Genomic DNA, 23,509 nt, shown 5'->3' on the forward strand with positions numbered 1-23,509 from the left:
GGATAAGGTTGCCGCTGCGCCCGGTACGACGAATAAATCCGGGTAATCATGATTAAACACAGTTCTGTTCACTGACTCTGCTGTCAGGCCAGTTTACCCACCGCTGCTGCAATTTCAGGTAACGCTGCACGTGCAAACAACTCTTCAAAATCAGGCAGGCGACCGAGGATTTCACGGTTGCAGGCATCCTGATACATGATCCAGCCATAGGTGGCCAGGCTGTCCATCGAGCGGATGTTACGTTGCGTCAGTGCTGCTTTATAATCGGACATGCGTTTTGAACCGATCAGGCTGGCCAACTCGCTGTCACTGTAGTTTTCAATCGCTGCTCGCGCATGGCGTTGCAGTTTACTGATCAGAGAAAAGTCTTCTGTCATCAGCAAATTGCGGACGGCTTTCTCCACGGCAGGGGCCTCAACTGAGGTGCCTTTCGGTAACTTACCTAATGCCAGCTGCTGCGCAAAGCTCAGTACGGTGTAGTTGTTGAGCAAAACAAACATTTCCTGCGTATCGGTCGCCCCGTAGGCCGGCACCGCACCGTCAGCAATAGTTTTGCCTTCACGCCAGGCGGCTTTGAATTTGGCTACCTGATGGGCAGCCAGCGCCGTCGACAGTTCTTCCAGCAAATCCTTACGGGATTTCGCCTTCAGAATTTCACCGCCGTCCTGATAAAGCAGCAGAGAACGTGGCATCACGTAAACAAAGTGCTGACACTCGGTTTCCCAGTGTTCCAGCAGCCAGGCGGCACGCGGAGACTGCGTGGCCGCAAGGTGCCAGTTCAGCATGGTCCAGACCGCCTGCTTATGGATCTGCGCCAGCTCATCCTGGTCGGCAATGGAGCCAAACAGGACAGAATCGCCTGCCGCATGGTTGGCCAGTGAGCCATAGGGATCGTACTGGTAAGCAAAACCGCCGCTCATGCCGTTACCGAAGCCTTTACCAAAAGTGCCCAGGTTTAACACTGCGCCGTTGGTCATATATTCGCAGCAGAAGTCACCGACGCCTTCCACCACGGCAGTTGCACCGGAGTTACGTACCGCGAAACGGTCGCCCGCCTGGCCCTGAACGAACAGACGGCCGCCGGTTGCGCCAAACAGGGCGAAGTTACCGATCAGGACGTTGCCATCGCTGTCCTGTGCGCCGCCACCGGGTGATAACACCACCAGTTCGCCGCCGCACTGGCCTTTACCGACGCCATCGTTACAGGTGCCACGATGTTTCATCACCATGCCGTCATTGCAGAATGCACCAAAGGACTGACCTGCTGAGCCTGTTGTGGTGATGTTTACCGTTTCAGGTGCCAGGTAGCAACGACCGCGATCGTCCTGCAGCACGGCCGGCATCGCCTGGATCTGTGCCGCCGTCAGGGTGTGATTCAGCATGCGCTCAATATCGATAGCTAACTGACCGCCCACGCTTTTATTGCGGTTGTTAAGCACGACCTCGTGGCCCAACTGCAGCGTTGTTTTGCCCTGTTCCACCAGCTGCTGGCTGAGCTCTTCAACCCAGATGTCATCCAGCTCAAAATCTTTTTCCAGGTAAACCGGCTTGTCGATTTTCAGTTCTGGCACCACGGTGAGCATCGCGCGCAGATCCAGCTTGCCCACTTCCAGCGGGTGATCCATCAGGTGGAGCAGATCGGCGCGACCACGCGCTTCACGCAGGGAGCGCAGGCCCATCCGCGCCAGAATCTCACGCACTTCGTGTGCGACGTTCAGGAAGTACTGTGCGAGCTGACGTGGATCGCCATCAAACGCTTCGGCGTTCGTGGTTAACCCTGCCGGGCATTTGACGTTACAGTTTTTCGCCATCACGCATTTCAGCATCATCAGCGCAGTGGTACCAAACTCAAAGCTGTCGCCGCCCAGCAGCGCGGATTTCACTACATCGCTGCCGGTTTGCTGTGCGCCGGAGCAGCGCAGCAGCACTTTGTCGCGCAGACCGTTTGCACACAGCGCCTGATGGACTTCGGCGATGCCGATTTCCGCTACGCGCCCGGTATATTTCAGGCTGGTCACCGAGGCCGCGCCTGTGCCGCCGGTGTTACCGGCAACGTTAATCACGTCAGCACCGGCTTTTGCCACGCCGACGGCAATGGTGCCAATTCCCTCGGAGGACACCAGCTTCACAATGACGCGTACGCGGGCCGCTTTACAGTCGTGAATCAGCTGCGCCAGATCTTCAATTGAGTAAGTATCGTGGTGCGGCGGAGGAGAAACCAGCTCAACGCCCGGCGTGCCGCCACGCGCTGCTGCGATCTCCACGGTCACTTTGGCCGCTGGAAGCTGGCCGCCTTCGCCGGGCTTCGCACCCTGGCCGATTTTGATCTCCAGCTCTTCCAGCATCGGATCGGCAAGGTAAGCCGCCCAGACACCGAAGCGGCCAGAGGCCAGCTGTTTGATGCGTGAGGCACGAATGGTGCCGTGACGCGAGTAGTGTTCGCCGCCTTCACCGCAGTTGCTCATGCCGCCGACCATATTGGTGCCGTGCGCGACCGCTTCATGCGCCGGAGCCACCAGCGCGCCGTGGCTCATTGCGCCAGAGGCGAATGTGCGGGTGATTTCGCACGCGGGTTGAATATCGCTCAGCGGCAGCGACGGCAGCGCGGTAAAGATACGTGACAGATAGTCTGCCGCTTTGCCGCTGGCGGTCACTTTCAGGCCACCGGCGACCACCTCAGCCGTTTCAATTTCGTCATTAAAGCGGGCTTTCAGCGCACGAGACAGGTTAAGCAGGCGCTCGCTCTCCGGCTTCAGCCCGACAATCGCATCGGTAAGACGCAACATAAAGGCGTTCTGGCTGCCTTCAATGGCATCACATACCAGACCGCGCGTGGCAAAGCCGTTGTTGGTCAGCGAGTAGCGACCCAGCTTACGCCGGAATTCGGCTTCACTGTCGATGTGGGTCAGGTCCGCCGGGAAGGCCAGAATATCGCGCAGTGCAGCGGGACGGCGCTTGCGCTCTTCATACATCAGGCTGGAGAACTGACGATAATCGGCCGTAATGGCAAAATTATTCATCACGTCATCCGGGATGCGCTCAAAGCTGCTGTCTTTGAATGTCTCTGGCTTGATGCCAAAGGCATTGTCCAGACGGGCCAGCGTCATCAGCCGAATAAAGTTATCCTCTTCACGCGCTTTGTCCGCGAAGCGAATCGGTTCTTCAGTCATATCAATAAAGGTGCGTACGGCAATGGTGCCGTAAGAGTGGCCTGCGCCTTCTGCACGCTCTTTAAACAGCCCCAGCAGTGGCACTTCGGATTCGCCCTGAATTTTCAGTGCGCTTTGATGCCAGTCCACCGCCATCTGCGCGATAGTGGCAAAGCCTGCGCCGCCGACGGGCGTTTTGATATTGGGGTAATACTTTCTCAGGACCGGATCGTCCGTATTCAGGAAGTTAGGCTCAAAGAATTCCCCGCTACTGTAGCTCTCTACGGTACACAGGCCGACTTTGCCCATGGTTTTCATCAGGGCTTTTTCAGCGGCTTTGGCGTAGCGTTTAAAGGCTTTATTGCCTTCCTCGCCTTCACCAAATTTTTCCTCAGCGCGCATTTGCACGCCAAGCGGATAAACGGCCGATGCGCCAAAGCCCAGCGTGGCAGCAATATGATGGGAAGAGATAATCTGCCCACTCTCTACCACCAGTGAAACGTCAAGACGTAAGCCTTCCTGCACCAGACGCTGGTTAACCGCAGAGATAACCAGCAGCATTGGCAGGGCCGCTTGCGTGGAGGAGATATGGCGATCGGTCAGTACCGCGATGCCGCCCTGTGAACGGGCAAAATCCACCACCTGCTGGGCCAGATCGTCAATCGCTTTTTCCAGCGCACTGGCGTTGGCCGTGCGGCTGAGCAGGTCTTTGCCGATTACCGGTTCGTACAGCATGTCAAAGCGGGCATAAGGCGCGACGTTCTGTTCACGCAGCTGTAGCATGTCCAGATGGGTCAGAATCGGCGTAGGCACGATGATCTGGCGGCCTTTACTGCGTCCCAGATGCGGTTTCGCCCCCAAGGCTACGCGCAGCGTCATGCCGTCCGCTTCACGAATGGAGTCCAGCGGCGGGTTGGTTACCTGGGCAAAGCGCTGTGAGAAATAGTGCGCCATGCCACCTTCATGATCGGACAGGCCGTTGATGGCGTTGCCGTAACCCATCGCCGAGATTTTCTCTGCGCCGGTGTTCAGCATGGGGTCCATCATGAACTTGAAGCTTTCCTGGTTGTAGTAGTAAGCCACGAAACGCTGATAGGTTTTCAGATCGCCACGATAGCGCAGGGGAGAGCCCTGTTGTTCCGCGGGAATGACCGGCAACTCTTGCAAATCAACACGCGATTTGCTGACCAATGCGGCATAGTCTTTTTCTGCAGCCAGTTTTTCCAGCGCCTCATGCGTGGTGTAACTGCGCTTTTCGCGATGATCAAAATAGAGCATCCCGCCAGCTTCGATACGACCACGGCGCAGCACGCTTTCAGGTGGGAACGCGATCTGGCCCGCTTCAGACATGGCGCCAATATACTCCGCCGTTTCAACCGAACGCAGTGGACGCAGCCCCAGGCGATCAAGACGTGCACCAATCACTTCGCCGTTACCAAAGATGAGCGCGGCAGGGCCATCGTTTTTCTCTTCGTACAGCGAAAAATACTCCAGCATGTCGCGGACGGCAGGGGAGAGCGCGGTATCGTTTTCCCAGGCCGGGGGCATCATGGAAACCACGGCGGTGATCAGATCCAGATCGTCTTCCATCAACCGGCTGTGAATACTCTGGTCCAGGCGCGAACTGTCAGACTGACCTTTTGGTCGTACAATCGTTTTGCCACGGGCAGAGGCCAGCGCGGATTCGGCGATACGGTTTTTACGGTCGGTATTCAGCTCACCATTATGGGCCATCAACCGGAAAGGTTGCGCCATGGTGGTGTGCGGATCGGTATTGGTTGAGAAGCGAGTGTGGAAAAACAGTCCGCGTACCTGATGATCGGGATCGGTCAGATCCTTGAAGTAAGGAATCACTTCATTCGAGTTCAGGCGGGCTTTAAAGACTTGTGTGCGGGATGACAGCGACAGCGGATATAACCCGCCGAACTCGCTTTGGGTAAAGGCCTGCGCCTCAATGGTCAACAGTGCGCGATAGATCTTTTTTTCAAAATCACTTTGGTCACTGATGTCCTGAGGTGCGGCAAAAATCCACTGCACAATAGGAAGCTGAAACTGCACGGCAGCCGGACGTGTCACACTGTTATCCAGCGGCATTTCGCGTTTCATGATAACCGGCAGGTTAAAACGGCTTAACGTCTCTTCTACCAAACGTTCGGCATTGGCGCGCAGTTCAACGTCTTTAGGAACGAAAAAGTTACCGACGCCAAAGCGACCGGCTTCCAGCGCCTGACCGGTAATTTTACGGAAGAAATGCAGTGAAAGATCGACGTTAACGCCTGCGCCATCGCCAACGCCCTCAGCAGACATGCCACCGCGGTGCGGCACCGTGCAGAGCGCGCTGTGCGCCATACGCAGAATTTCATGGGTCTGCTCGCCGTCCTTACGGGTAATGAAACCTACACCACAGCTGTCACTTCCTGCTGCTGGGTTATATAAGCCATAGGAATCAGGTTTTTTACTGGACATTGAGGGTCTCCTTAAACTGCTCTAGACATTACCTGCATTGTTTCAGGCACTGAGTTCAACTACACAATCTTCCCAGCGCAAATTCTTTCATTTCCGCGCCTGACAGCCTGCGCGGTTGGGTTTTGCGCACTTTTCAGCGTCAGGAGGAGATGCCCCTTGATGCGTAGTGCGTGTTTTTTCCGTTCTCGAAAGGAGATGACTCAAACCATGTGGACGTCATGTTGCATAGATATGCCGTGACGCGTGCCCATCATGAAAGCTTTCAGCGGAATTCCAACTTATCGGGAAAGCGAATCGAGGTCAAATAGCGAGTCTGACACAGTTTAACCTCGCTTTTATGTCGTTAACCTAATGAAATTATTATGTTTTTATGTCTAAAATGTGTCAGTTTTTCACTAAGGTACAAGGGATGAAATGTGAACTGTATCACTGTGCTGTAGGCGTGAAATCACTTAAGTATGCTGGAGACGAGGTGCTAAACAGCATCAAATGCTGCTGCAGGCAGTGGAAGCGCAGGATGTATCTGTTTTTCTTATAGCAGCAAATTTGAATGAATAAGGGCGGCATGATTAGCAAAATTAATTACGGTAGGTTGCTTAAAACTACGATTTATATGAATGAGTATGCATAAAAAGCAGGAAATCGCGGCAAAGGGACGTTGCCGGGCGAAAAAAGACGAGCAGATAAGACGCGCCTTTTTGACAGGCGGCCGTACAGATTCATTGAGTTAGCACAATTAGTCAAGGGTTTTAGCGGTAAGGTCATGAACGTCGGCGAAGCAACCGCCTTTTGCACCATTAAAGTGCGTTAGCGCTGCGATCTCACCGGATGCATTGCGACGATCGCGAAGTAAATACGCTATCATGTGCCTGTTCTCATCCAGGGAGTGTTTATGAAACAGATTCGCCTGCTGGCGCAATATTATGTTGATTTGATGGTCAAGCTTGGCCTGGTACGTTTCTCGCTGTTACTGGCGTCGGCGCTGGTCGTGCTGGCCATGATTGTTCAGATGGCCGTGACCATGGTGCTGCGTGGTCATGTTGAAAGTATCGATATGGTCCGATCGGTCTTTTTTGGTCTGCTCATCACCCCTTGGGCGGTCTACTTTCTTTCTGTCGTCGTGGATCAACTGGAAGAGTCACGCCAGCGCCTGGCACGGCTGGTGGATAAGCTGGAAGAGATGCGTACGCGCGATCTTGAACTGAACCAGCAGATGAAAGAGACCATTTCCCAGCTCAATCAGGAAATCACCGACCGTAAAAAAGCCGAAGAGGCACGTGAGCAGGTGATGGCGAAGCTGCGCGAAGAGGTCGCTCGTCGCGAACAGGCGCAAATCGAACTGGAGCAACAGTCCTCCTTTCTGCGCTCTTTCCTGGATGCGTCACCGGACCTGGTCTTTTATCGCAACATCGACAAACAGTTCTCAGGCTGTAACCGCGCCATGGAACTGTTAACCGGCAAAAGCGAAAAACAGCTGATTGGGCTTACGCCACGCGACATCTATGACAATGACACGGCCACCAAAGTCCTTGAAACCGATGAAAAGGTCTTCCGGCATAACGTGTCACTCACCTATGAACAGTGGTTGCAGTATCCCGATGGGCGTAAAGCCTGTTTTGAGATCCGCAAAGTACCTTATTACGATCGGGTAGGTAAGCGGAGTGGGCTGATGGGCTTCGGACGCGATATAACCGAGCGTAAACGCTACCAGGACGCGTTAGAGAGCGCCAGCAGGGAGAAGACCACCTTTATCTCAACGATCAGCCACGAGCTTCGTACGCCGCTTAACGGCATTGTCGGCCTGAGCCGTATTTTGCTGGATACCGATCTGAATCAGGAGCAGCTCAAGTACCTTAAAACCATTCACGTCTCTGCGATTACCCTGGGCAATATTTTCAATGACGTGATCGAAGTCGATAAGATCGAACGTCGTAAGGTCCAGCTGGATAACCAGCCGGTCGATTTCACCAGTTTCCTTGCCGATCTGGAAAACCTCTCAGGCTTACTGGCCCAGCCGAAAGGGCTGAAGTTTGTGATGGCACCGCAGTTACCGCTGCCGCATAAAATCTCTACCGATGGCACGCGCCTGCGACAGATTTTGTGGAACCTGATTGGCAACGCCGTGAAATTCACCCAGCAGGGAGAGATTGTCGTGCGTGTGGCCTACGAGCAGGATGAAACGCTGCGCTTTGAGGTACAGGATTCCGGGCAGGGGATTCGTCAGGAAGAGCAGGATAAAATTTTTGCTATGTACTATCAGGTCACCGACCAGCATGGCGGCAAGCCGGCGACCGGAACCGGTATCGGCCTGGCGGTTTCACGCCGTCTGGCGCAGGCCATGGGCGGGGATATCAGCGTAAGCAGCGCACCGGGGCAGGGCTCCTGCTTTACGGTGGTGATAAAAGCTCCGCGCATCGCAGAGGAAGTGGAAGATGAGGGCGTGGACGACACGCTGCCGCTGCCGGCCTTACATGTGCTGCTGGTGGAAGATATCGAGCTGAATGTGATCGTGGCCCGCTCGGTGCTGGAAAAACTTGGGTGCAGCGTAGAGGTGGCCATGACCGGGAAGGCGGCGCTGGAGATGTTCGATCCGCTGGAGTTCGATCTGGTGCTGTTAGATATCCAACTGCCGGACATGACCGGAATGGACGTTTCACGCGCCCTGCGCCAGCAACATCCTGATGCAAACCTGCCACCGTTAGTCGCCTTAACGGCCAACGTGCTGAAAGATAAAAAAGAGTATTTTGATGCGGGCATGGACGATGTGCTCAGTAAACCGCTTGCCGTACCGGCGTTAACGGCCATTATCAAAAAGTTTTGGGACTATCAGCCTGAAAGTGATGGCCTGCCCGTGACGGCGGCGAGCGCCAGTCAATCCGATGCATTACTGGATATCCCGATGCTTGAGCAATACCTTGAGCTGGTGGGGCCGAATCTGATCACGCAAAGTCTGACCATGTTTGAACAGATGATGCCGGGTTACCTGGATGTACTGGATTCTAATCTGATGGCGCGCGACCAAAAAGGCATTGCTGAAGAGGGGCACAAGATCAAAGGCGCAGCAGGATCGGTGGGTCTGCAGCACCTTCAGCAGGTGGCAAAGCAAATTCAAAGCCCTGAGTTACCGGCTTGGTGGGACAATGTAGGCGAATGGGTTGAAGAGCTTAAGCGTGAATGGCGACACGATGTGCAAGTACTGCGCGAGTGGGTGGCTGAAAAACAGCGGTAGTACAAAAAAATGACCCCAGCCGAGGCCGGGGTGCGCTAATACTGCGCCAACACCAGGGAAAAAGACGCTGCTGCTATGCTTAATGTTTTCAATGCAACAGCGGGGTATTGGTTAACACTTGCAACACCTTAGCAAATTCAAATTACCTTGTGACAAGATTCATTAAAATTTGTGATGTTGAACCGCGTTTAAATACAGGAAACATTAATTCGACAACATAGTCAAGCAAGGAATCAATTAAACAGTCACATTGGTTATTTTTTAATCAAAACTTCTGTTTTTTGTACGGGCTTAACCCAAATTTGTTAACAAAACCTGTGTTGCGCGCTGTAACCAAAATTTTTCATCGCTGTTCTGGATTAAAATAGATATAAACTTATGATAATAAAGAATAATGAAGAAATTCGTTCCCGCGGACCCAAAACGTTTCGGAAAACCTGATCTTCCCGCACCATTAAAAGGTTTTACCGATAGAAAACGCTTTATAGTTCGGCGAAAACATAGGGTTAAAACACCGTCTTGTAACAGTTAAAACACGAAACATGATGACTGAAAGAACATTTTGTCTCCAGCTAACGGAAACAGTTTGCTGCTCTAACAGAATTATACATAAGTTATATGAAACATTGAGGCGAGGTATTGTCACAAAATGGTATCATCTTTCTGAAAAAGTAGAGCGCACGACAGAGAGGATGGAACCGATTCCTTCTCTGCGGAAGTAATTGAACTCATTCAAACTATTGTTGCATTCACAATGCATTTTCATTGTCTTGTTATAAACATTGCACATTGTCACCCCGTCTTTTTCGGTAAAGATTTTTATTGCGGGTGGTGATTACGCCTGAAATTAATTAACACAAAAAAAATTTGAGACGATCGTATGAGTAAGCATAAAGGGAATCTGTGGCGGCGCATTAAGCCGCTGGTGATGCGCATTGTATTGATTTGGGTGGGACTGTGGCTGGCGGGCATTTTACTCTTTTCGTTTGTACCGGTGCCGTTTTCTGCGGTGATGGCGGAGCGTCAGATAGGTGCCTGGTTTAGAGGCGATTTTAGCTACGTATCCCATTCCGACTGGGCAGGCCGAGAGGAAATCTCGCCCTGGATGAAACTGGCCGTTATTGCTTCAGAAGATCAAAACTTCCCCAACCATTGGGGCTTTGACGTGGCAGCCATCCAGTCCGTTCTGGACGACAGTGACAGCCGGATGCGCGGTGCATCAACCCTGTCGCAGCAAACGGCAAAAAACCTGTTTTTATGGGATGGACGTAGTTGGATTCGTAAAGGGCTGGAAGCAGGATTAACTGTTGGGCTGGAAACGGTGTGGACCAAACGCCGGATCTTAACGGTCTACCTGAATATCGCGGAGTTTGGCAAAGGCACTTTTGGGGTAGAGGCTGCGTCACGCCGCTTCTTTAATAAGCCCGCCAGCCGTTTAACCATGTCAGAAGCGGCATTGCTGGCTGCGGTCTTACCCAATCCACTGCGCTTTCGCGCAGACGCGCCGTCAGGCTATGTTCGTCAACGCCAGCAGTGGATTTTGCGTCAGATGCGTCAGTTAGGTGGAGAAGGCTTTCTGCAGCGCAATCACCTGAACTGACGTTAGTCTTCGTCGAATCCGGCTTCGAATAGCTCAATGACAGCGGCCAGCGCTTCGGTTTCCTGCGGGCCGCTGGCCTCTATCTCAATATGACCGCCTTTGGCGGAGTCCAGCATCAGTAACGCAATAACGCTGCTGGCTTCCGCCTCGGTACCGGTCTCATTGCGTAACAGCACTTCTGCATCGAAACTCTGCACCAGTTCAAACAGCTTCATGGCGGGACGCGCGTGCATGCCCAGCTTATTTCTGATTTCAACAGTTTGCTTAACGGTCATGATTTACGTTTTTCCAGCGTGCGATGACGAGACTGTACATTTTTACCGCGTGAGCGAAAATAGTCAGCCAGCTGCTCTGCGATATAAACCGAACGGTGCTTACCGCCGGTACAACCGATCGCCACGGTGAGGTAGCTGCGGTTATTGGTCTCCAGCATGGGCAGCCAGAGTTCCAGATAGCTACGCGTCTGATAAATGAAGTTATGGACTTCGGTGTGACGATCGAGGAACGCGGCGACAGGCCGATCCAGGCCCGTCATCGGACGTAGCTTGGGGTCCCAGTGTGGGTTAGGCAAAAAGCGCACGTCAAAGACGTAATCGGCATCGATGGGAATACCATGTTTGAAGCCAAACGACTCAAACACCATCGTCAGCTCACGCTCGCGTTTACCCAGCAAGCGGGTACGCAGCATTTCAGCCAGCTCATGTACCGACATTTCTGAGGTATCAATAATCAAATCGGCACGGGAACGCAGAGGCTCAAGCAGGTCACTTTCTTCATCAATCGCGCTTTCCAGCGACAGATTCTTGCTGGATAACGGATGCAGGCGGCGCGTATCACTGTAACGACGGATCAGCGTGTTGCGATCGGCATCAAGAAACAGCAGCTGCGGTGAAAATGCCGAAGGCAGATTGTTGAGCGCTGTTTCAAAAATCTCAGGAGATTCAGGCATATTACGCACATCAATACTGACCGCCGCAGAGATATTGCGCTCGACCAGTGACTCTGCTAACTGTGGCAACAGTACCACTGGCAGGTTATCAACGCAGTAAAAACCCATGTCTTCCAGCGCGCGGAGCGCCACTGACTTTCCTGAGCCTGACCGACCGCTGACGATCATCAGCACCATGACCTTCTCTCCCGTTTTAAATCCGGTTCAAACCGGTAAATCACGCGCTTTATTGCTCTGTTGGTTCTTCGGTAATAATCGCATACAGCTCTTCATCGCTCTGCGCGGCACGCAGGCGGCGGCAAACCGTTTTATCCGCCAGCCGTTTTGCCACTAACGACAGCGTATGTAGATGGGTTTTACACTGGTCAGCCGGAACCAGCAGCGCAAAAAGGAGATCGACGGGCTGGTTATCCACGGCATCGAAAGCAATGGGTTGCTCCAGGCTGATAAAAACGCCTACGGCCCGTAAGGTATCCTCCTCCAGCTTGCCATGCGGAATGGCAATACCGTTACCGATACCGGTGCTCCCCATACGCTCACGCGTAAGAATCGCTTCAAACAACGTTTGATGCGGCAGGTTGAGCTGCTTAGCGGCCAGTTCGCTGATAATCTCAAGCGCCCGTTTTTTGCTTTGGCAGTGTACGCTACTGCGGGTGCAGTCTGGCGAAAGCACTGTGCTCAATTCCAGTGTTAAATCATTGTTCATTATCGTTTCACTTGCGAGTTCACATAGCCATCGAATCAATACGCAGACATCACGTAGCGAGTGAATGGCGCTGGCATAGATGACAAAACGGGGCGGTTAATCCGCCCCATCCTTTCAGCTCTGCGCGCCGGGCGCGCCTGCCAGCGTGAAGGTTAGTGTTTTTTTAGCTTGTCTTTATATTTGGTCAGTTGACGGGCCAACTTGTCAATCAATCCGTCAATCGCCGCATACATATCTTCCGCTTCAGAGGTCGCGTGCAGCTCGCCACCATTGACGTGCAGGGTCGCATCGGCGATTTGCGTCACCTTTTCCACTTTCAGGACAACATACACCTGATTGATATGATCAAAGTAATGTTCCAGTTTGGCAAATTTTGTCGTCAGGAACGCCCGCAAGGGGTCGGTGATTTCAACGTTTTGCCCGGTAAGGTTCAGCTGCATAGGTCTTCCTTCTCATTTCTGTCAAACCAGTTGTTTACGCTGATTTGAAGGCGGTATGGACAAAGACTCGCGATATTTAGCGACGGTTCGACGTGCCACTATTATCCCTTGATCAGATAACATGGAGGTCAGTTTACTGTCACTCAAGGGCTTGGCGGGGTTTTCCGCCAAGATTAATTTTTTCACCAGCGCACGAATAGCGGTAGATGACGCTTCTCCGCCACCTTCAGTATTAACATGGCTGGAGAAAAAATACTTCAGTTCAAAAATGCCACGCGGGCTGTGAAGGTATTTTTGCGTGGTAACGCGGGAAATGGTCGATTCATGCATATCCACAGCCTGGGCAATATCGGCCAGCACCATGGGACGCATAAATTCCTCTCCCTGCTCAAAAAAGGCCTGCTGCTGCTCAACAATACAGCGGGAGACTTTTAATAATGTCTCGTTGCGGCTTTCAAGGCTTTTAATCAGCCAGCGGGCTTCCTGCAAGTTGCTGCGGATAAACTGACTGTCGCTGTCGTTACGTCCGGCACCGCCCATGGCGGCGTACTGCTGGTTAATCTTCAGTCGCGGGAGACTGTCGGTGTTGAGCTCAACCGTCCAGCGCGTCGCGACTTTGCGTACCAGCACATCAGGAATAACGTATTCCGGTTCGCCGGTGTTAATCGACTGCCCCGGACGTGGATCGAGCGACTGAATCAGCAGCATCGCCTCTTTCAGCACGTCTTCTTTCAGACGCGTCACGCGCATCAGGCTGCGGAAGTCATGATTAGCAAGAAGATCAAGATGGCTGCTGACGATCAACCGTGCTTCTGCCAGCATAGGCGTTTCGGGCGCGTACTGCGACAGCTGCACCAGCAGGCAGTCACGTAAATCGCGCGCGCCAACGCCGACCGGATCAAAACGCTGAATGCGCTTCAACACGGCTTCAACCTCATCCATTTCCAGCTCATCGTTACCGATACTGTCAAGAATGTCTTCAAGCGAAACGGTAAGGTAACCCGTGTCATCGATGGCATCGACGATGGATGTGGCAATGGCACGATCGTTATCGCTAAAAGGCGTTAACTCCACCTGCCACATCAGGTAGTCCTGAAGAGACTGCGTGGTTTCACCCTGGTAAATCGGCAGTTCATCATCCTGATAATCGGTACCGGTTCCTGAGGGCGTGCCTGCGGTGTAAATCTCATCCCAGGTCGCGTCAAGCGGCAACTCTTCGGGCATATCCTTCTGTTCCAGCGCTTCACGGGTGTCCAGTCCCGCTTCGCCTTCCTGATACTCTTTTGCGTCTATTTCTTCGTGCTGTTCGGTTTGCTCAAGCAGGGGATTACTTTCCAACGCCAGCTGTAACTCTTGCTGAAGTTCAAGCGTAGAAAGCTGCAGCAGACGAATCGCCTGCTGCAGCTGTGGGGTCATTGCCAGTTGTTGGCTGAGCCTGAGTTGCAAACCTTGCTTCATAGACAGGATGGATATTCCCGGGTAAACATCAGTATTAACGACACCTTATCAGAGTCTGAACTCTTCACCCAAATAAACCCGTTTAACTTGCTCATCTGCAAGGACTTCGCTCGGCGTACCGTGCGCAATCAGGTTGCCCTGACTGACGATATAAGCGCGTTCACACACCGCCAGCGTTTCACGCACGTTATGGTCGGTAATCAGCACGCCAAGGCCACTGTCACGCAGGTGTTCAATGATCTTTTTAATGTCGATAACGGAAATGGGGTCAACCCCGGCAAACGGCTCATCCAGCAGGATAAATTTCGGATTAGCCGCCAGCGCACGCGCGATCTCAACACGACGGCGTTCACCGCCCGACAGCGATTGCCCCATATTGTCGCGCAGATGCGCAATATGAAACTCTTCCATTAGCTCGTTAGCCCGGTCCTGTCGCTGCTCTTCGGTTAAGTCGTCGCGGATTTGCAGCACCGCCATCAGGTTGTCGTACACGCTCAGGCGACGGAAGATAGAGGCTTCCTGCGGCAGATAGCCGATGCCGCGACGTGCACGCGCGTGGAGCGGCAGAATACTGATGTCTTCGTCATCGATGATGATGCGTCCCGCATCACGCGGAACAATGCCTACCACCATGTAAAAGGTGGTGGTTTTACCGGCGCCGTTGGGGCCCAGCAGACCGACGATTTCACCGGATTTTACCTGCAGACTCACGTCTTCAACCACGCGACGGCCTTTATATGCCTTCGCCAGGTTTTCTGCGATTAATGTGGCCATAGTGATCAGTTACTCTTTTTTTCGCTGTTGGTTGACGCGGGCTTATCCTGCAACTGCGAAGGCACCAGCACGGTCGTCACGCGATTGCTCTGGCCCTGGCTGTAAGCCTGCATTTTTTGTTCTTTGACCAGATAGGTGATGCGGTCGCCTTTGATGTTGCTGTCCAGCTGTTGAATATACGCATTGCCGGTCAGCTCAACAAAGTCATTGGCCAGCTCATAATGCAGCTTGGACGCGTGCCCCTGAACCGGTTTGCCATTGTCCTGCATCTGGTAAAAGGTCGCAGGGTTACCGTAAGCATCAACGATAGTTTTCTTACTGTCGCCGCCCGGACGCGTCACCACGACTTTATCAGCGGTAATTTTGATCGAACCCTGAGTGACAATGACGTTACCGGTGAAGGTCGCCACGTTGCCTTGCAGATCCAGAGCCTGGTTTGCAGAGTCGATATTGACGGGTTTGTCCGAGTCACCGGTCAGCGCCAGAGCAGGCACGCTGGTTGCAAGCAGCAGGCTGGCCAGTAAAAACTTAATGCTGTTTTTGTTCATTTTGAATTTCATAAGAAGTTTTGACCTTTTCGATTAACTCGGCGTTCTTTGTCCGTAAATTACCGCGCATTCTCATACCGGTAGAGTTAAAACTGCGACCATATAACGTCACCTGATCGTCAGACGCGACGTCCTGAGTGACAAGATTGACCTGAGCATTGTCTGTTTTAATGCGCTCAAGCTCAGAATCGGGAGCCAGAGCATTCAACTCGACATGGCCATAAAGATACAGCATACGGTCTTTGGTAAGCTTTGCTTTATCTGCGCGTATCGTCCAGGTAGGCATTTTATTTTCGTCATAGGTGGTCATGACGGGATTATCGAACCAGCTTATTCCGCTGTCTTCAAAATAGGTCACTTTGTCCGATATCAGTTTATAAGCCAGGCCGCCCTGCGGGTTATAGACCACAGAGTGCGAATTGGCACTGGTGTAGGTTGGCGTTTGATTATTATTCGCTACCGGCGCGCTGCTGTCGCTATCCCGGTTAGTGAAATTCCAGCCAATAAGCACCAGCGCAATCAAGGCCAGACCTAACGTTATCCAACGCCTGCTTTTACTCATACTGATTGCCCTTTGGCATCCTCGAATTTATTTTGCGCCATTAAGATGAGGTCGCACAGTTCCCGAACCGCACCGCGCCCACCGGCTATCCGCGTGACGTAACGCGCGCGCGCCAGCAGTAGCGGATGTGCATCCGCGACTGCCACGCTCAACCCAACTTTTGCCATCACTGGCCAGTCAATCAGATCGTCGCCAATATAGGCCACCTGATCGTCAGAGAGCGACAGTGTATCCAGAAGTTCGCCGTAGGCCAAAAGCTTATCGGATTGCCCCTGATAAAGGTGGCGAATGCCGAGCGTTTTGCAGCGATCTTCCAGCAGTTTGGCCGTGCGGCCGGTAATAATAGCCACTTCGACGTCCGAGGTCAGCAGGCAACGCACGCCATAACCGTCGCGCACGTTAAAGGTTTTAAGCTCTTCGCCGCTGTTCCCCATATAAATCAGGCCATCCGACATGACGCCATCGACGTCGCAAATCAGCAGGCGAATTTTACTGGCGCGCGCCATGACATCGCTACTGACCGGGCCGTAACACGTTTCTAAAGTGGCATTTTCCGACTGCATTGTTTCTTCCTGTTTATACGACGCCAGCGCGCAGCATGTCATGCATATGTACCACACCCAGCAAACGGTCGTCATCGGCCACCAGCAGGGAGGTAATGTTTTTGGTTTGCATCAAATTCAGTGCATCCACCGCCAGTACATTGGGCCGTACGCGGATCCCGCCACGGGTCATCACTTCAGCGATGGTGGCGTTTTGAAAATCAATGCCCATATCGAAGATGCGGCGCAGGTCACCATCGGTAAAGATGCCTTCTATCTTCATCAGATCATCCACAATCACTGTCAGGCCGAGATTCTTACGGGTGATTTCCAGCAGGGCATCCCGCAGTGATGCATCGCGTGTGACGTGAGGTAATTCATCCCCGCTGTGCATAATATCGCTAACGTGTAGCAGCAGCTTACGGCCCAGTGCACCACCCGGATGGGACAGCGCAAAGTCCTCTGGCGTGAAGCCACGCGCCTCCAGCAGGGAAACGGCCAGGGCATCGCCCATCACTAAGGTTGCCGTCGTGCTGGTGGTCGGTGCCAGGCCCAGCGGGCAGGCTTCCTGTGGCACTTTGACACACAGGTGAATATCCGCAGCACGGGCCATCGCGCTTTCAGGGCGGCTTGTCATACAGATTAACTTTATTTTCTGGCGTTTCATCACCGGAATCAACGCCAGAATCTCACTGGATTCACCACTGTTCGAAATCGCGATGACAATGTCGTCTTTACCGACCATGCCAAGGTCGCCATGGCTGGCTTCAGCAGGATGCACAAAGAACGCCGGCGTGCCGGTACTGGCAAAGGTTGCCGCCATTTTTTTACCGATATGGCCCGATTTGCCCATGCCCATGACCACGACTTTTCCCCGACAGGCATAAATCAGTCTGCAGGCGTCCGTGAATGCCTCGTTGATATATTGATCAAGCTGTTCAAGGCCTTCGCGCTCGATGCGCAATACCGTTTTACCGGCTTTCTGGAAATCAAAATCTACCGTTGGTTGCTGATATGACATGGTGAATCTGTCCTTTTTAGCCGTCTATAAACGCAGGCTGTAGCCACAGCAGCGTTACCCAGACGAAGAAACCACAGAGTAAAAGCGTGCCTGCCGTACGGCCAACCCGGCGGCGACGCAGCAAACAAAGCATGGCGAACAGCACGCTTACACCAAGCATTATCCAGTAATCGCGTGCAAAAGCGTGATAGTCTACGCTACCGGGATGAATCAGTGCCGGCAGGCCCAAAACGATGGCCAGATTATAAATGTTGGCGCCAATCAGGTTGCCGATAGCAATATCATCTTCACCTTTCAGCGCGCCTGCGATAACCGTTGCCAGCTCCGGCAAACTGGTACCTACGGCGATAAGCGTCAGCCCCATCACCAGCTCGCTGACGCCAAAGTAATCGGCAAATACGGTCGCGTTATCGATCACCATGTGCGTCGACATGGGCAGAATAATCAGCGCCACGGCCAGCCAGAGAAAAGCGACGGTATTTCCGCTCTCTTCACGCGGCAGTTCAGCTAATTGTTCACGCGTTAACGTATCGTTATTATCCTTTTCTGCTTTCCGCGCGATGCGGATCGTCACTATCAGATAAATCGCGGCAATAGCAATCAGTGCAATACCGTCCAGACGACTAAGATAGTTATCGAATAACATGATGCCGCTGAGTAATGAGACCAACACCATCAGCGGCAGTTCACGACGTATTAAATTGGAATGGATGCTCAGGGGATGCAACAACGCTGCACCGCCGAGAATCAAAAGAATATTGGTGATGTTCGAGCCAAGCGCGGTGCCCACCGCCAGATCCATCTGTCCCAACTGCGCAGCAGAGAAGGAGAGAATGATCTCCGGGAGCGAGGTGCCGATACTGACGACGGTCATGCCGATGATCAACGGCGGGATGCCAAAGGATCGACAAAGTATTGCAGCACTAAACACCAGACGATCGGCACCATAAGCCAGTAAAAGCAGACCGATAATCAGCAGTGCGGTAGCGACGAACATGAAAAATCCTTGCTTAAAACCCCTGTTGGCTTGCCTTCAGGTTCTTTGTGACAAAACAGGCGCTGATTTTGACCGTCTGATCGACAAAAGTAAATTTTATGACCGTTTTCGCCAAATCTTTGCATTAAGTTTCTGTAAAGCTATCGTGCGTTTAACCTTAACAGGCTACCATCGTACCCTATTGTTTACGCCCGATCCGTAATAGAGGTGATAATGATCCAACAAAAAACGAACCTGGTTGAGGTTCGTGGCGTGAGTTTTTCACGTGGCGATCGCAAAATTTTCGACGATATTTCGCTGACGGTACCAAAAGGTAAAGTGACGGCGATTATGGGACCGTCGGGGATCGGGAAAACGACATTGCTACGCTTAATTGGCGGGCAACTGCAGCCTGACAGTGGTGAGATCTGGTTTCGGGATGAGAACATTCCGACATTGTCGCGCACAAAGTTGTACGAAGCGCGTAAAAAGATGAGCATGCTGTTTCAGTCAGGTGCGCTGTTTACCGACCTGACAGTGTACGAAAATGTGGCCTGGCCGCTACGCGAACATACCCGGTTACCCGCGCCGATCCTACACAGCACCGTGCTGATGAAGCTCGAAGCGGTGGGGCTGCGTGGCGCAGCACAGCTAAAACCGGCGGAGCTGTCTGGCGGAATGGCGCGACGTGTCGCGCTGGCACGCGCGATTGCGCTTGAGCCAGAGCTGATCATGTTTGATGAGCCGTTTGTCGGGCAGGACCCTATTACCATGGGCGTGCTGGTTAAGCTGATTGATGAACTGAATCATGCGCTGGGCCTCACCTGTATTGTGGTATCACATGATGTGCCTGAAGTATTAAGTATTGCCGATTACGCTTACATCGTGGCGGGACAAAAAATTATTGCACAGGGTACGACGCCAGACTTGCGTGCTGACAACGATCCCCGCGTGCGTCAGTTTATCGATGGCATCGCGGATGGACCCGTCCCGTTTCGTTTTCCGGCGGGTGACTATTTGGCCGACTTAACCGGTTCAGGGAGAATCTAAGCTGATGTTGTTAAAAGCACTGGCGTCGTTGGGACGCCGGGGAATAGGAACCTGTGCCAGCTTTGGGCGCGCCGGTTTAATGCTTTTTCATGCGCTGGTGGGTAAGCCTGCGTTCCGCAAACATTTTCCGCTGCTGATCAAACAGCTTTACAGCATCGGCGTACTGTCTCTGGTAATCATTGTGGTCTCCGGCCTGTTTATTGGCATGGTGCTGGGGTTGCAGGGCTATCTGGTGTTAACCACCTATGGCGCAGAAACCAGTCTGGGCATGTTGGTGGCGCTGTCGCTGCTACGTGAACTGGGGCCGGTTGTGACGGCGCTGCTGTTTGCGGGACGGGCAGGATCGGCATTAACGGCAGAGATTGGACTGATGAAAGCGACCGAACAGCTTTCCAGTATGGAAATGATGGCGGTCGATCCGCTGCGCCGTGTTGTCTCGCCACGTTTTTGGGCGGGCTTTATCAGTATGCCGCTGCTGGCGTTAATTTTTACCGCCGTAGGGATTACCGGCGGTGCGCTGGTTGGCGTGAGCTGGAAAGGCATTGATCCCGGCTTCTTCTGGTCGGCCATGCAAAACGCCGTCGATTTTCGTAGCGACGTGGTCAACTGCATTATTAAAAGCGCTGTGTTTGCCGTTACTGTCACCTGGATTGCGTTGTTTAATGGTTATGATGCGATCCCGACCTCTGAAGGTATTAGCCGCGCCACGACGCGCACCGTGGTGCATGCATCACTGGCGGTGCTCGGATTAGATTTTGTGCTGACAGCACTGATGTTTGGGAATTGATGCGATGCAAAGCAAAAAAAGCGAAATTTGGGTTGGCGTGTTTATGATCATGGCACTGATTGCCGTGCTGTTTCTCTGCCTGCGCGTGGCAGATCTCAAATCTCTGGGGACGGAACCAACCTGGAAACTGTATGCCACCTTCGATAATATCGGCGGCCTGAAAGCCAGTTCGCCGGTGAAAATCGGTGGTGTGGTGATTGGTCGTGTAACGGATATTGATCTTGAACCTAAAACGTTACTGCCGCGCGTTACGATGGCGATCAGTGACAAATACGCCAACCAGATCCCGGATACCAGCTCGCTGGCGATCCGTACTCAGGGTTTACTGGGCGAGCAATTCCTGTCGTTAAATATCGGCTTTGACGATCCCGAACTGGGGTCGTCAATGTTGAACGATGGCGGCACGATACGTGATACCAAGTCGGCGATGGTGCTGGAGGATTTGATTGGCCAGTTCCTGTATAAAAGCGGCGACAACAAAGGCAACAAGCAAACCAGTGACAGTAAGGATGCGCAGGGCGGCGACGTGGCCGCACCGGCAGCAGCAGCTCAACCTTAAATAGAGGGATAACATGATGTTTAAACGTTTTCTGATGATTGCCATGCTGGTGGTCGCGCCACTGGCTGCGACTGCGGCCGATCAAAGTAATCCTTATAAACTGATGAATGAAGCGGCAAACAAGACGTTTACCCGCCTGAAGAATGAGCAGCCGAAAATCAAGCAGGACCCTAACTATCTGCGTGAGATCGTCCGTCAGGAGCTGCTGCCTTATGTGCAAATCAAGTATGCCGGCGCGTTAGTGCTGGGCCGTTTCTACCGCGATGCCACACCGGCGCAGCGTGAAGCCTACTTTAAGGCGTTTGGTGACTATCTGGCGCAGGCTTATGGCCAGGCGCTGGCGCTTTATCACGGCCAGACTTATCAGATTGAACCTGAGAAGCCGATTGGCAATACGAATATCCTCGCTATCCGCGTAACCATTATCGATCCTCAGGGCCGTCCGCCTGTGCGTCTGGATTTCCAGTGGCGTAAAAACAGCCAGACCGGCAACTGGCAGGCTTTTGATATGATCGCGGAAGGCGTGAGCATGATCACCACCAAACAGAATGAGTGGGGCGATCTGTTACGTACGAAAGGCATTGATGCGCTGACTGCCCAGTTGGAATCTTCAGCGAAACAGCCGATCACCCTGGATCAAAACAAATAATGCAGGCATCACTGCACTGGTCCCGCGAGGCAAATACGCTGCGGCTGGAAGGCGAGCTGGACCATGACACGCTGCTGAGCCTGTGGGAGCAGCGTGAAACGCTGGTTAAGGCGGTCGAATTGATCGATGTCTCCGCCCTGGAAAGGGTGGATTCATCGGGGCTTGCGTTGCTGGTGCACCTGCGGGAGATTGCCTCGCAGCAGGGAGGCACGCTGCGCTTTGTTGGCATTGGCGACAAACTGCAGTCATTGATCACCCTTTACAACCTGCAACAAATTATTGTTTCTGCGGATTAAAGCGCCTGAATTCGCCTTTCGCGCAAAAGCCCCGGTCCTGTACAGGGGCTTTTGCGTATTTAAGAATCAGGCACTTTCCTCTACTATGTCAGCCTTATTATTATTAAGTGAAGTTAAGAGCGATGGAAAACAGTGAGATTCAGGCCGTGCTGATGGCAGCGCTGCCCTTAGAAGAAGTTCATGTCATCAGCAATGATGGCAGCCATTTTCAGGTGATCGCCGTGGGCGAGTTGTTTGGTGAGTTAAGCCGCGTTAAGAAGCAGCAGGCTGTGTATGCGCCGCTGATGGAATTTATTGCGGACAACCGCATTCACGCGGTCTCCATCAAAACTTACACGCCTGCTGAGTGGGCACGTGACCGTAAACTTAACGGTTTTTGATTCCCTCCGGGGCCGCTCGATCTGAGCGTGACCGTTTACTAGCCAGTTAATTGAGAACCGTGTTAATGGATAAATTTCGTGTGCAAGGCCCCACCCGCTTAAGTGGTGAAGTGACCATTTCCGGCGCGAAGAACGCCGCTCTGCCCATTCTGTTTGCTGCTTTACTGGCTGAAGAGCCGGTCGAGATCACGAATGTGCCAAAGCTGCGTGACATCGACACTACCATGAAGCTGTTGACACAGCTGGGTGCCAAAGTTGAGCGCAACGGTTCTGTACACGTCGATGCCAGCGGCGTAGACGTTTTTTGCGCGCCTTATGAACTGGTAAGAACCATGCGCGCTTCAATCTGGGCGCTGGGTCCGCTGGTGGCGCGTTTTGGTCAGGGCGAAGTGTCACTGCCTGGCGGCTGCGCCATCGGCGCGCGTCCGGTTGACCTGCACATTACGGGCCTGGAGCAGTTAGGTGCAGAGATTAAGCTGGAAGAAGGTTATGTCAAAGCCTCAGTCAATGGCCGCCTGAAAGGCGCGCTGATCGTGATGGATAAAGTCAGCGTGGGCGCGACCGTTACCATTATGAGCGCAGCGACGCTGGCGACCGGCACCACCGTGATTGAGAATGCGGCACGTGAACCTGAAATTGTGGATACGGCTAACTTCCTGAACACGCTGGGCGCAAAAATCAGTGGCGCAGGTACCGATAAAATTACCATCGAGGGCGTTGAGCGCCTGGGTGGCGGCGTTTATCGCGTGCTGCCAGACCGTATTGAAACCGGCACCTTCCTGGTCGCGGCAGCGATTTCCGGTGGCAAGGTTCTGTGTCGTAACGCCCAGCCCGATACGCTGGATGCGGTGCTCGCTAAGCTGCGCGATGCCGGTGCAGACATTGAAACCGGTGAAGACTGGATCAGCCTGGATATGCACGGCAAACGCCCTAAAGCGGTCAACGTGCGTACGGCTCCCCATCCGGGTTTCCCGACCGATATGCAGGCACAGTTTACGTTGCTGAATCTGGTGGCCGAAGGGACGGGACTTATCACCGAAACCATTTTCGAAAACCGCTTTATGCACATTCCTGAGCTGATTCGTATGGGCGGGCACGCAGAAATTGAGAGCAATACCGCAATCTGTCATGGTGTGGAAACCTTATCAGGGGCACAAGTCATGGCTACGGATCTTCGCGCCTCAGCCAGCCTGGTGCTGGCAGGTTGTATTGCGGAAGGCACTACGCTGGTCGATCGCATTTACCACATTGACCGCGGCTATGAGCACATTGAAGATAAGCTGAAAGCGATGGGCGCGAATATCGAGCGCATCAGCGGCGAATAAGAATAAATTTGCTGCTTCATGCGGATAAAACCAGCCTTGAAAC

22 protein-coding genes are annotated in these 23,509 nt (G+C 53.0%); 9 read left to right on the plus strand and 13 right to left on the minus strand.

Annotated elements, in window-relative coordinates; all coding sequences use genetic code 11:
- Positions 1-83: 83 nt before the first annotated feature.
- Positions 84-5,615: a glutamate synthase-related protein gene (locus A6A26_RS07315; RefSeq protein ID WP_063878128.1), complete on the minus strand. Its 5,532-nt coding sequence runs from the start codon at positions 5,613-5,615 to the stop codon at positions 84-86.
- Positions 5,616-6,351: 736 nt separating this feature from the next.
- Complete coding sequence (locus tag A6A26_RS26160) at positions 6,352-6,480, minus strand: hypothetical protein (protein WP_256391623.1); 129 nt, start codon at positions 6,478-6,480, stop codon at positions 6,352-6,354.
- Positions 6,481-6,507: 27 nt separating this feature from the next.
- Between A6A26_RS26160 and arcB the strand changes: the two genes are divergently transcribed.
- Together arcB and mtgA are read left to right on the plus strand one after the other, a co-directional pair.
- A complete protein-coding gene (arcB, locus tag A6A26_RS07320) occupies positions 6,508-8,844 on the plus strand; it encodes an aerobic respiration two-component sensor histidine kinase ArcB (RefSeq protein WP_063878129.1) in 2,337 nt (778 codons plus the stop codon).
- A gap of 880 nt (positions 8,845-9,724) precedes the next feature.
- Complete coding sequence (mtgA, locus tag A6A26_RS07325; RefSeq protein WP_063878130.1) at positions 9,725-10,444, plus strand: monofunctional biosynthetic peptidoglycan transglycosylase; 720 nt, start codon at positions 9,725-9,727, stop codon at positions 10,442-10,444.
- 2 nt (positions 10,445-10,446) lie between these two features.
- Here mtgA and npr read toward each other — a convergent pair whose 3' ends face one another.
- The 11 genes from npr to A6A26_RS07380 form a co-directional block, all read right to left on the minus strand.
- The gene (gene npr, locus A6A26_RS07330) at positions 10,447-10,719 is read right to left on the minus strand and encodes a PTS phosphocarrier protein NPr (protein WP_063878131.1); all 273 of its coding nucleotides are present in this window, start codon (positions 10,717-10,719) and stop codon (positions 10,447-10,449) included.
- Positions 10,716-11,570, minus strand: a complete 855-nt coding sequence (gene rapZ / locus A6A26_RS07335) for an RNase adapter RapZ (protein WP_063878132.1) — start codon at positions 11,568-11,570, stop codon at positions 10,716-10,718. Before rapZ ends, npr begins: the two co-directional genes overlap by 4 nt.
- Before the next feature lie 49 nt (positions 11,571-11,619).
- On the minus strand, positions 11,620-12,099 hold the full coding sequence (gene ptsN / locus A6A26_RS07340) for a PTS IIA-like nitrogen regulatory protein PtsN (RefSeq protein WP_063878133.1): 480 nt from the start codon (positions 12,097-12,099) through the stop codon (positions 11,620-11,622).
- A 152-nt stretch (positions 12,100-12,251) separates the two neighbouring features.
- Entirely contained in the window at positions 12,252-12,539 is a 288-nt protein-coding gene (gene hpf, locus A6A26_RS07345; RefSeq protein WP_063878134.1) for a ribosome hibernation promoting factor, read from the minus strand.
- Positions 12,540-12,560: 21 nt separating this feature from the next.
- Entirely contained in the window at positions 12,561-13,997 is a 1,437-nt protein-coding gene (rpoN, locus tag A6A26_RS07350; RefSeq protein ID WP_063878135.1) for an RNA polymerase factor sigma-54, read from the minus strand.
- 48 nt (positions 13,998-14,045) lie between these two features.
- Complete coding sequence (lptB, locus tag A6A26_RS07355; RefSeq protein ID WP_063878136.1) at positions 14,046-14,771, minus strand: LPS export ABC transporter ATP-binding protein; 726 nt, start codon at positions 14,769-14,771, stop codon at positions 14,046-14,048.
- A 5-nt stretch (positions 14,772-14,776) separates the two neighbouring features.
- Positions 14,777-15,331 (minus strand): lipopolysaccharide ABC transporter substrate-binding protein LptA, encoded by a 555-nt coding sequence (gene lptA, locus A6A26_RS07360; RefSeq protein ID WP_063878137.1) that lies wholly within the window; start codon positions 15,329-15,331, stop codon positions 14,777-14,779.
- Positions 15,300-15,881 carry an LPS export ABC transporter periplasmic protein LptC gene (gene lptC / locus A6A26_RS07365; protein ID WP_063878138.1) on the minus strand — a complete coding sequence of 194 codons (582 nt, stop codon included), beginning with the start codon at positions 15,879-15,881 and terminating at the stop codon, positions 15,300-15,302. Before lptC ends, lptA begins: the two co-directional genes overlap by 32 nt.
- Entirely contained in the window at positions 15,878-16,444 is a 567-nt protein-coding gene (gene kdsC / locus A6A26_RS07370; protein WP_063878139.1) for a 3-deoxy-manno-octulosonate-8-phosphatase KdsC, read from the minus strand. The genes lptC and kdsC overlap by 4 nt, the downstream gene beginning before the upstream one ends.
- A gap of 13 nt (positions 16,445-16,457) precedes the next feature.
- A complete protein-coding gene (kdsD, locus tag A6A26_RS07375) occupies positions 16,458-17,444 on the minus strand; it encodes an arabinose-5-phosphate isomerase KdsD (protein ID WP_063878140.1) in 987 nt (328 codons plus the stop codon).
- A gap of 16 nt (positions 17,445-17,460) precedes the next feature.
- Entirely contained in the window at positions 17,461-18,441 is a 981-nt protein-coding gene (locus A6A26_RS07380; protein WP_063878141.1) for a calcium/sodium antiporter, read from the minus strand.
- 213 nt (positions 18,442-18,654) lie between these two features.
- On the opposite strand from A6A26_RS07380, the gene mlaF reads away from it, so the two are divergent.
- From mlaF to murA, 7 genes are all read left to right on the plus strand, one after another.
- Positions 18,655-19,470, plus strand: a complete 816-nt coding sequence (gene mlaF / locus A6A26_RS07390) for a phospholipid ABC transporter ATP-binding protein MlaF (RefSeq protein ID WP_063878143.1) — start codon at positions 18,655-18,657, stop codon at positions 19,468-19,470.
- A gap of 4 nt (positions 19,471-19,474) precedes the next feature.
- On the plus strand, positions 19,475-20,257 hold the full coding sequence (mlaE, locus tag A6A26_RS07395) for a lipid asymmetry maintenance ABC transporter permease subunit MlaE (RefSeq protein ID WP_013024331.1): 783 nt from the start codon (positions 19,475-19,477) through the stop codon (positions 20,255-20,257).
- A 4-nt stretch (positions 20,258-20,261) separates the two neighbouring features.
- Positions 20,262-20,816 carry an outer membrane lipid asymmetry maintenance protein MlaD gene (gene mlaD, locus A6A26_RS07400; RefSeq protein ID WP_063881084.1) on the plus strand — a complete coding sequence of 185 codons (555 nt, stop codon included), beginning with the start codon at positions 20,262-20,264 and terminating at the stop codon, positions 20,814-20,816.
- 16 nt (positions 20,817-20,832) lie between these two features.
- Positions 20,833-21,465, plus strand: a complete 633-nt coding sequence (gene mlaC, locus A6A26_RS07405) for a phospholipid-binding protein MlaC (protein WP_063878144.1) — start codon at positions 20,833-20,835, stop codon at positions 21,463-21,465.
- On the plus strand, positions 21,465-21,761 hold the full coding sequence (gene mlaB / locus A6A26_RS07410; protein ID WP_063878145.1) for a lipid asymmetry maintenance protein MlaB: 297 nt from the start codon (positions 21,465-21,467) through the stop codon (positions 21,759-21,761). The genes mlaC and mlaB overlap by 1 nt, the downstream gene beginning before the upstream one ends.
- A gap of 122 nt (positions 21,762-21,883) precedes the next feature.
- Complete coding sequence (ibaG, locus tag A6A26_RS07415; RefSeq protein ID WP_063878146.1) at positions 21,884-22,141, plus strand: BolA family iron metabolism protein IbaG; 258 nt, start codon at positions 21,884-21,886, stop codon at positions 22,139-22,141.
- Between the two features lie 65 nt (positions 22,142-22,206).
- The gene (gene murA / locus A6A26_RS07420) at positions 22,207-23,466 is read left to right on the plus strand and encodes a UDP-N-acetylglucosamine 1-carboxyvinyltransferase (protein ID WP_063878147.1); all 1,260 of its coding nucleotides are present in this window, start codon (positions 22,207-22,209) and stop codon (positions 23,464-23,466) included.
- Positions 23,467-23,509 lie beyond the last annotated feature (43 nt).

Origin of the sequence: Pantoea sp. OXWO6B1 (assembly GCF_001641135.1) — a bacterium.
Lineage (GTDB): Bacteria > Pseudomonadota > Gammaproteobacteria > Enterobacterales > Enterobacteriaceae > Pantoea > Pantoea allii.

What these genes read in the sequence shown, in the direction of transcription:
- mlaB (WP_063878145.1), top strand. Translation starts at nt 21,465, where the DNA reads ATGCAGGCATCACTGCACTGGTCCCGCGAGGCAAATACGCTGCGGCTG.
- ptsN (WP_063878133.1), bottom strand. Translation starts at nt 12,099, where the DNA reads ATGAACAATGATTTAACACTGGAATTGAGCACAGTGCTTTCGCCAGAC.
- A6A26_RS07315 (WP_063878128.1), bottom strand. Translation starts at nt 5,615, where the DNA reads ATGTCCAGTAAAAAACCTGATTCCTATGGCTTATATAACCCAGCAGCA.
- A6A26_RS07380 (WP_063878141.1), bottom strand. Translation starts at nt 18,441, where the DNA reads ATGTTCGTCGCTACCGCACTGCTGATTATCGGTCTGCTTTTACTGGCT.
- rapZ (WP_063878132.1), bottom strand. Translation starts at nt 11,570, where the DNA reads ATGGTGCTGATGATCGTCAGCGGTCGGTCAGGCTCAGGAAAGTCAGTG.
- murA (WP_063878147.1), top strand. Translation starts at nt 22,207, where the DNA reads ATGGATAAATTTCGTGTGCAAGGCCCCACCCGCTTAAGTGGTGAAGTG.
- lptB (WP_063878136.1), bottom strand. Translation starts at nt 14,771, where the DNA reads ATGGCCACATTAATCGCAGAAAACCTGGCGAAGGCATATAAAGGCCGT.
- rpoN (WP_063878135.1), bottom strand. Translation starts at nt 13,997, where the DNA reads ATGAAGCAAGGTTTGCAACTCAGGCTCAGCCAACAACTGGCAATGACC.
- mtgA (WP_063878130.1), top strand. Translation starts at nt 9,725, where the DNA reads ATGAGTAAGCATAAAGGGAATCTGTGGCGGCGCATTAAGCCGCTGGTG.
- kdsC (WP_063878139.1), bottom strand. Translation starts at nt 16,444, where the DNA reads ATGCAGTCGGAAAATGCCACTTTAGAAACGTGTTACGGCCCGGTCAGT.
- lptC (WP_063878138.1), bottom strand. Translation starts at nt 15,881, where the DNA reads ATGAGTAAAAGCAGGCGTTGGATAACGTTAGGTCTGGCCTTGATTGCG.
- npr (WP_063878131.1), bottom strand. Translation starts at nt 10,719, where the DNA reads ATGACCGTTAAGCAAACTGTTGAAATCAGAAATAAGCTGGGCATGCAC.
- mlaE (WP_013024331.1), top strand. Translation starts at nt 19,475, where the DNA reads ATGTTGTTAAAAGCACTGGCGTCGTTGGGACGCCGGGGAATAGGAACC.
- mlaC (WP_063878144.1), top strand. Translation starts at nt 20,833, where the DNA reads ATGTTTAAACGTTTTCTGATGATTGCCATGCTGGTGGTCGCGCCACTG.
- arcB (WP_063878129.1), top strand. Translation starts at nt 6,508, where the DNA reads ATGAAACAGATTCGCCTGCTGGCGCAATATTATGTTGATTTGATGGTC.
- mlaF (WP_063878143.1), top strand. Translation starts at nt 18,655, where the DNA reads ATGATCCAACAAAAAACGAACCTGGTTGAGGTTCGTGGCGTGAGTTTT.
- lptA (WP_063878137.1), bottom strand. Translation starts at nt 15,331, where the DNA reads ATGAAATTCAAAATGAACAAAAACAGCATTAAGTTTTTACTGGCCAGC.
- A6A26_RS26160 (WP_256391623.1), bottom strand. Translation starts at nt 6,480, where the DNA reads ATGATAGCGTATTTACTTCGCGATCGTCGCAATGCATCCGGTGAGATC.
- ibaG (WP_063878146.1), top strand. Translation starts at nt 21,884, where the DNA reads ATGGAAAACAGTGAGATTCAGGCCGTGCTGATGGCAGCGCTGCCCTTA.
- kdsD (WP_063878140.1), bottom strand. Translation starts at nt 17,444, where the DNA reads ATGTCATATCAGCAACCAACGGTAGATTTTGATTTCCAGAAAGCCGGT.
- mlaD (WP_063881084.1), top strand. Translation starts at nt 20,262, where the DNA reads ATGCAAAGCAAAAAAAGCGAAATTTGGGTTGGCGTGTTTATGATCATG.
- hpf (WP_063878134.1), bottom strand. Translation starts at nt 12,539, where the DNA reads ATGCAGCTGAACCTTACCGGGCAAAACGTTGAAATCACCGACCCCTTG.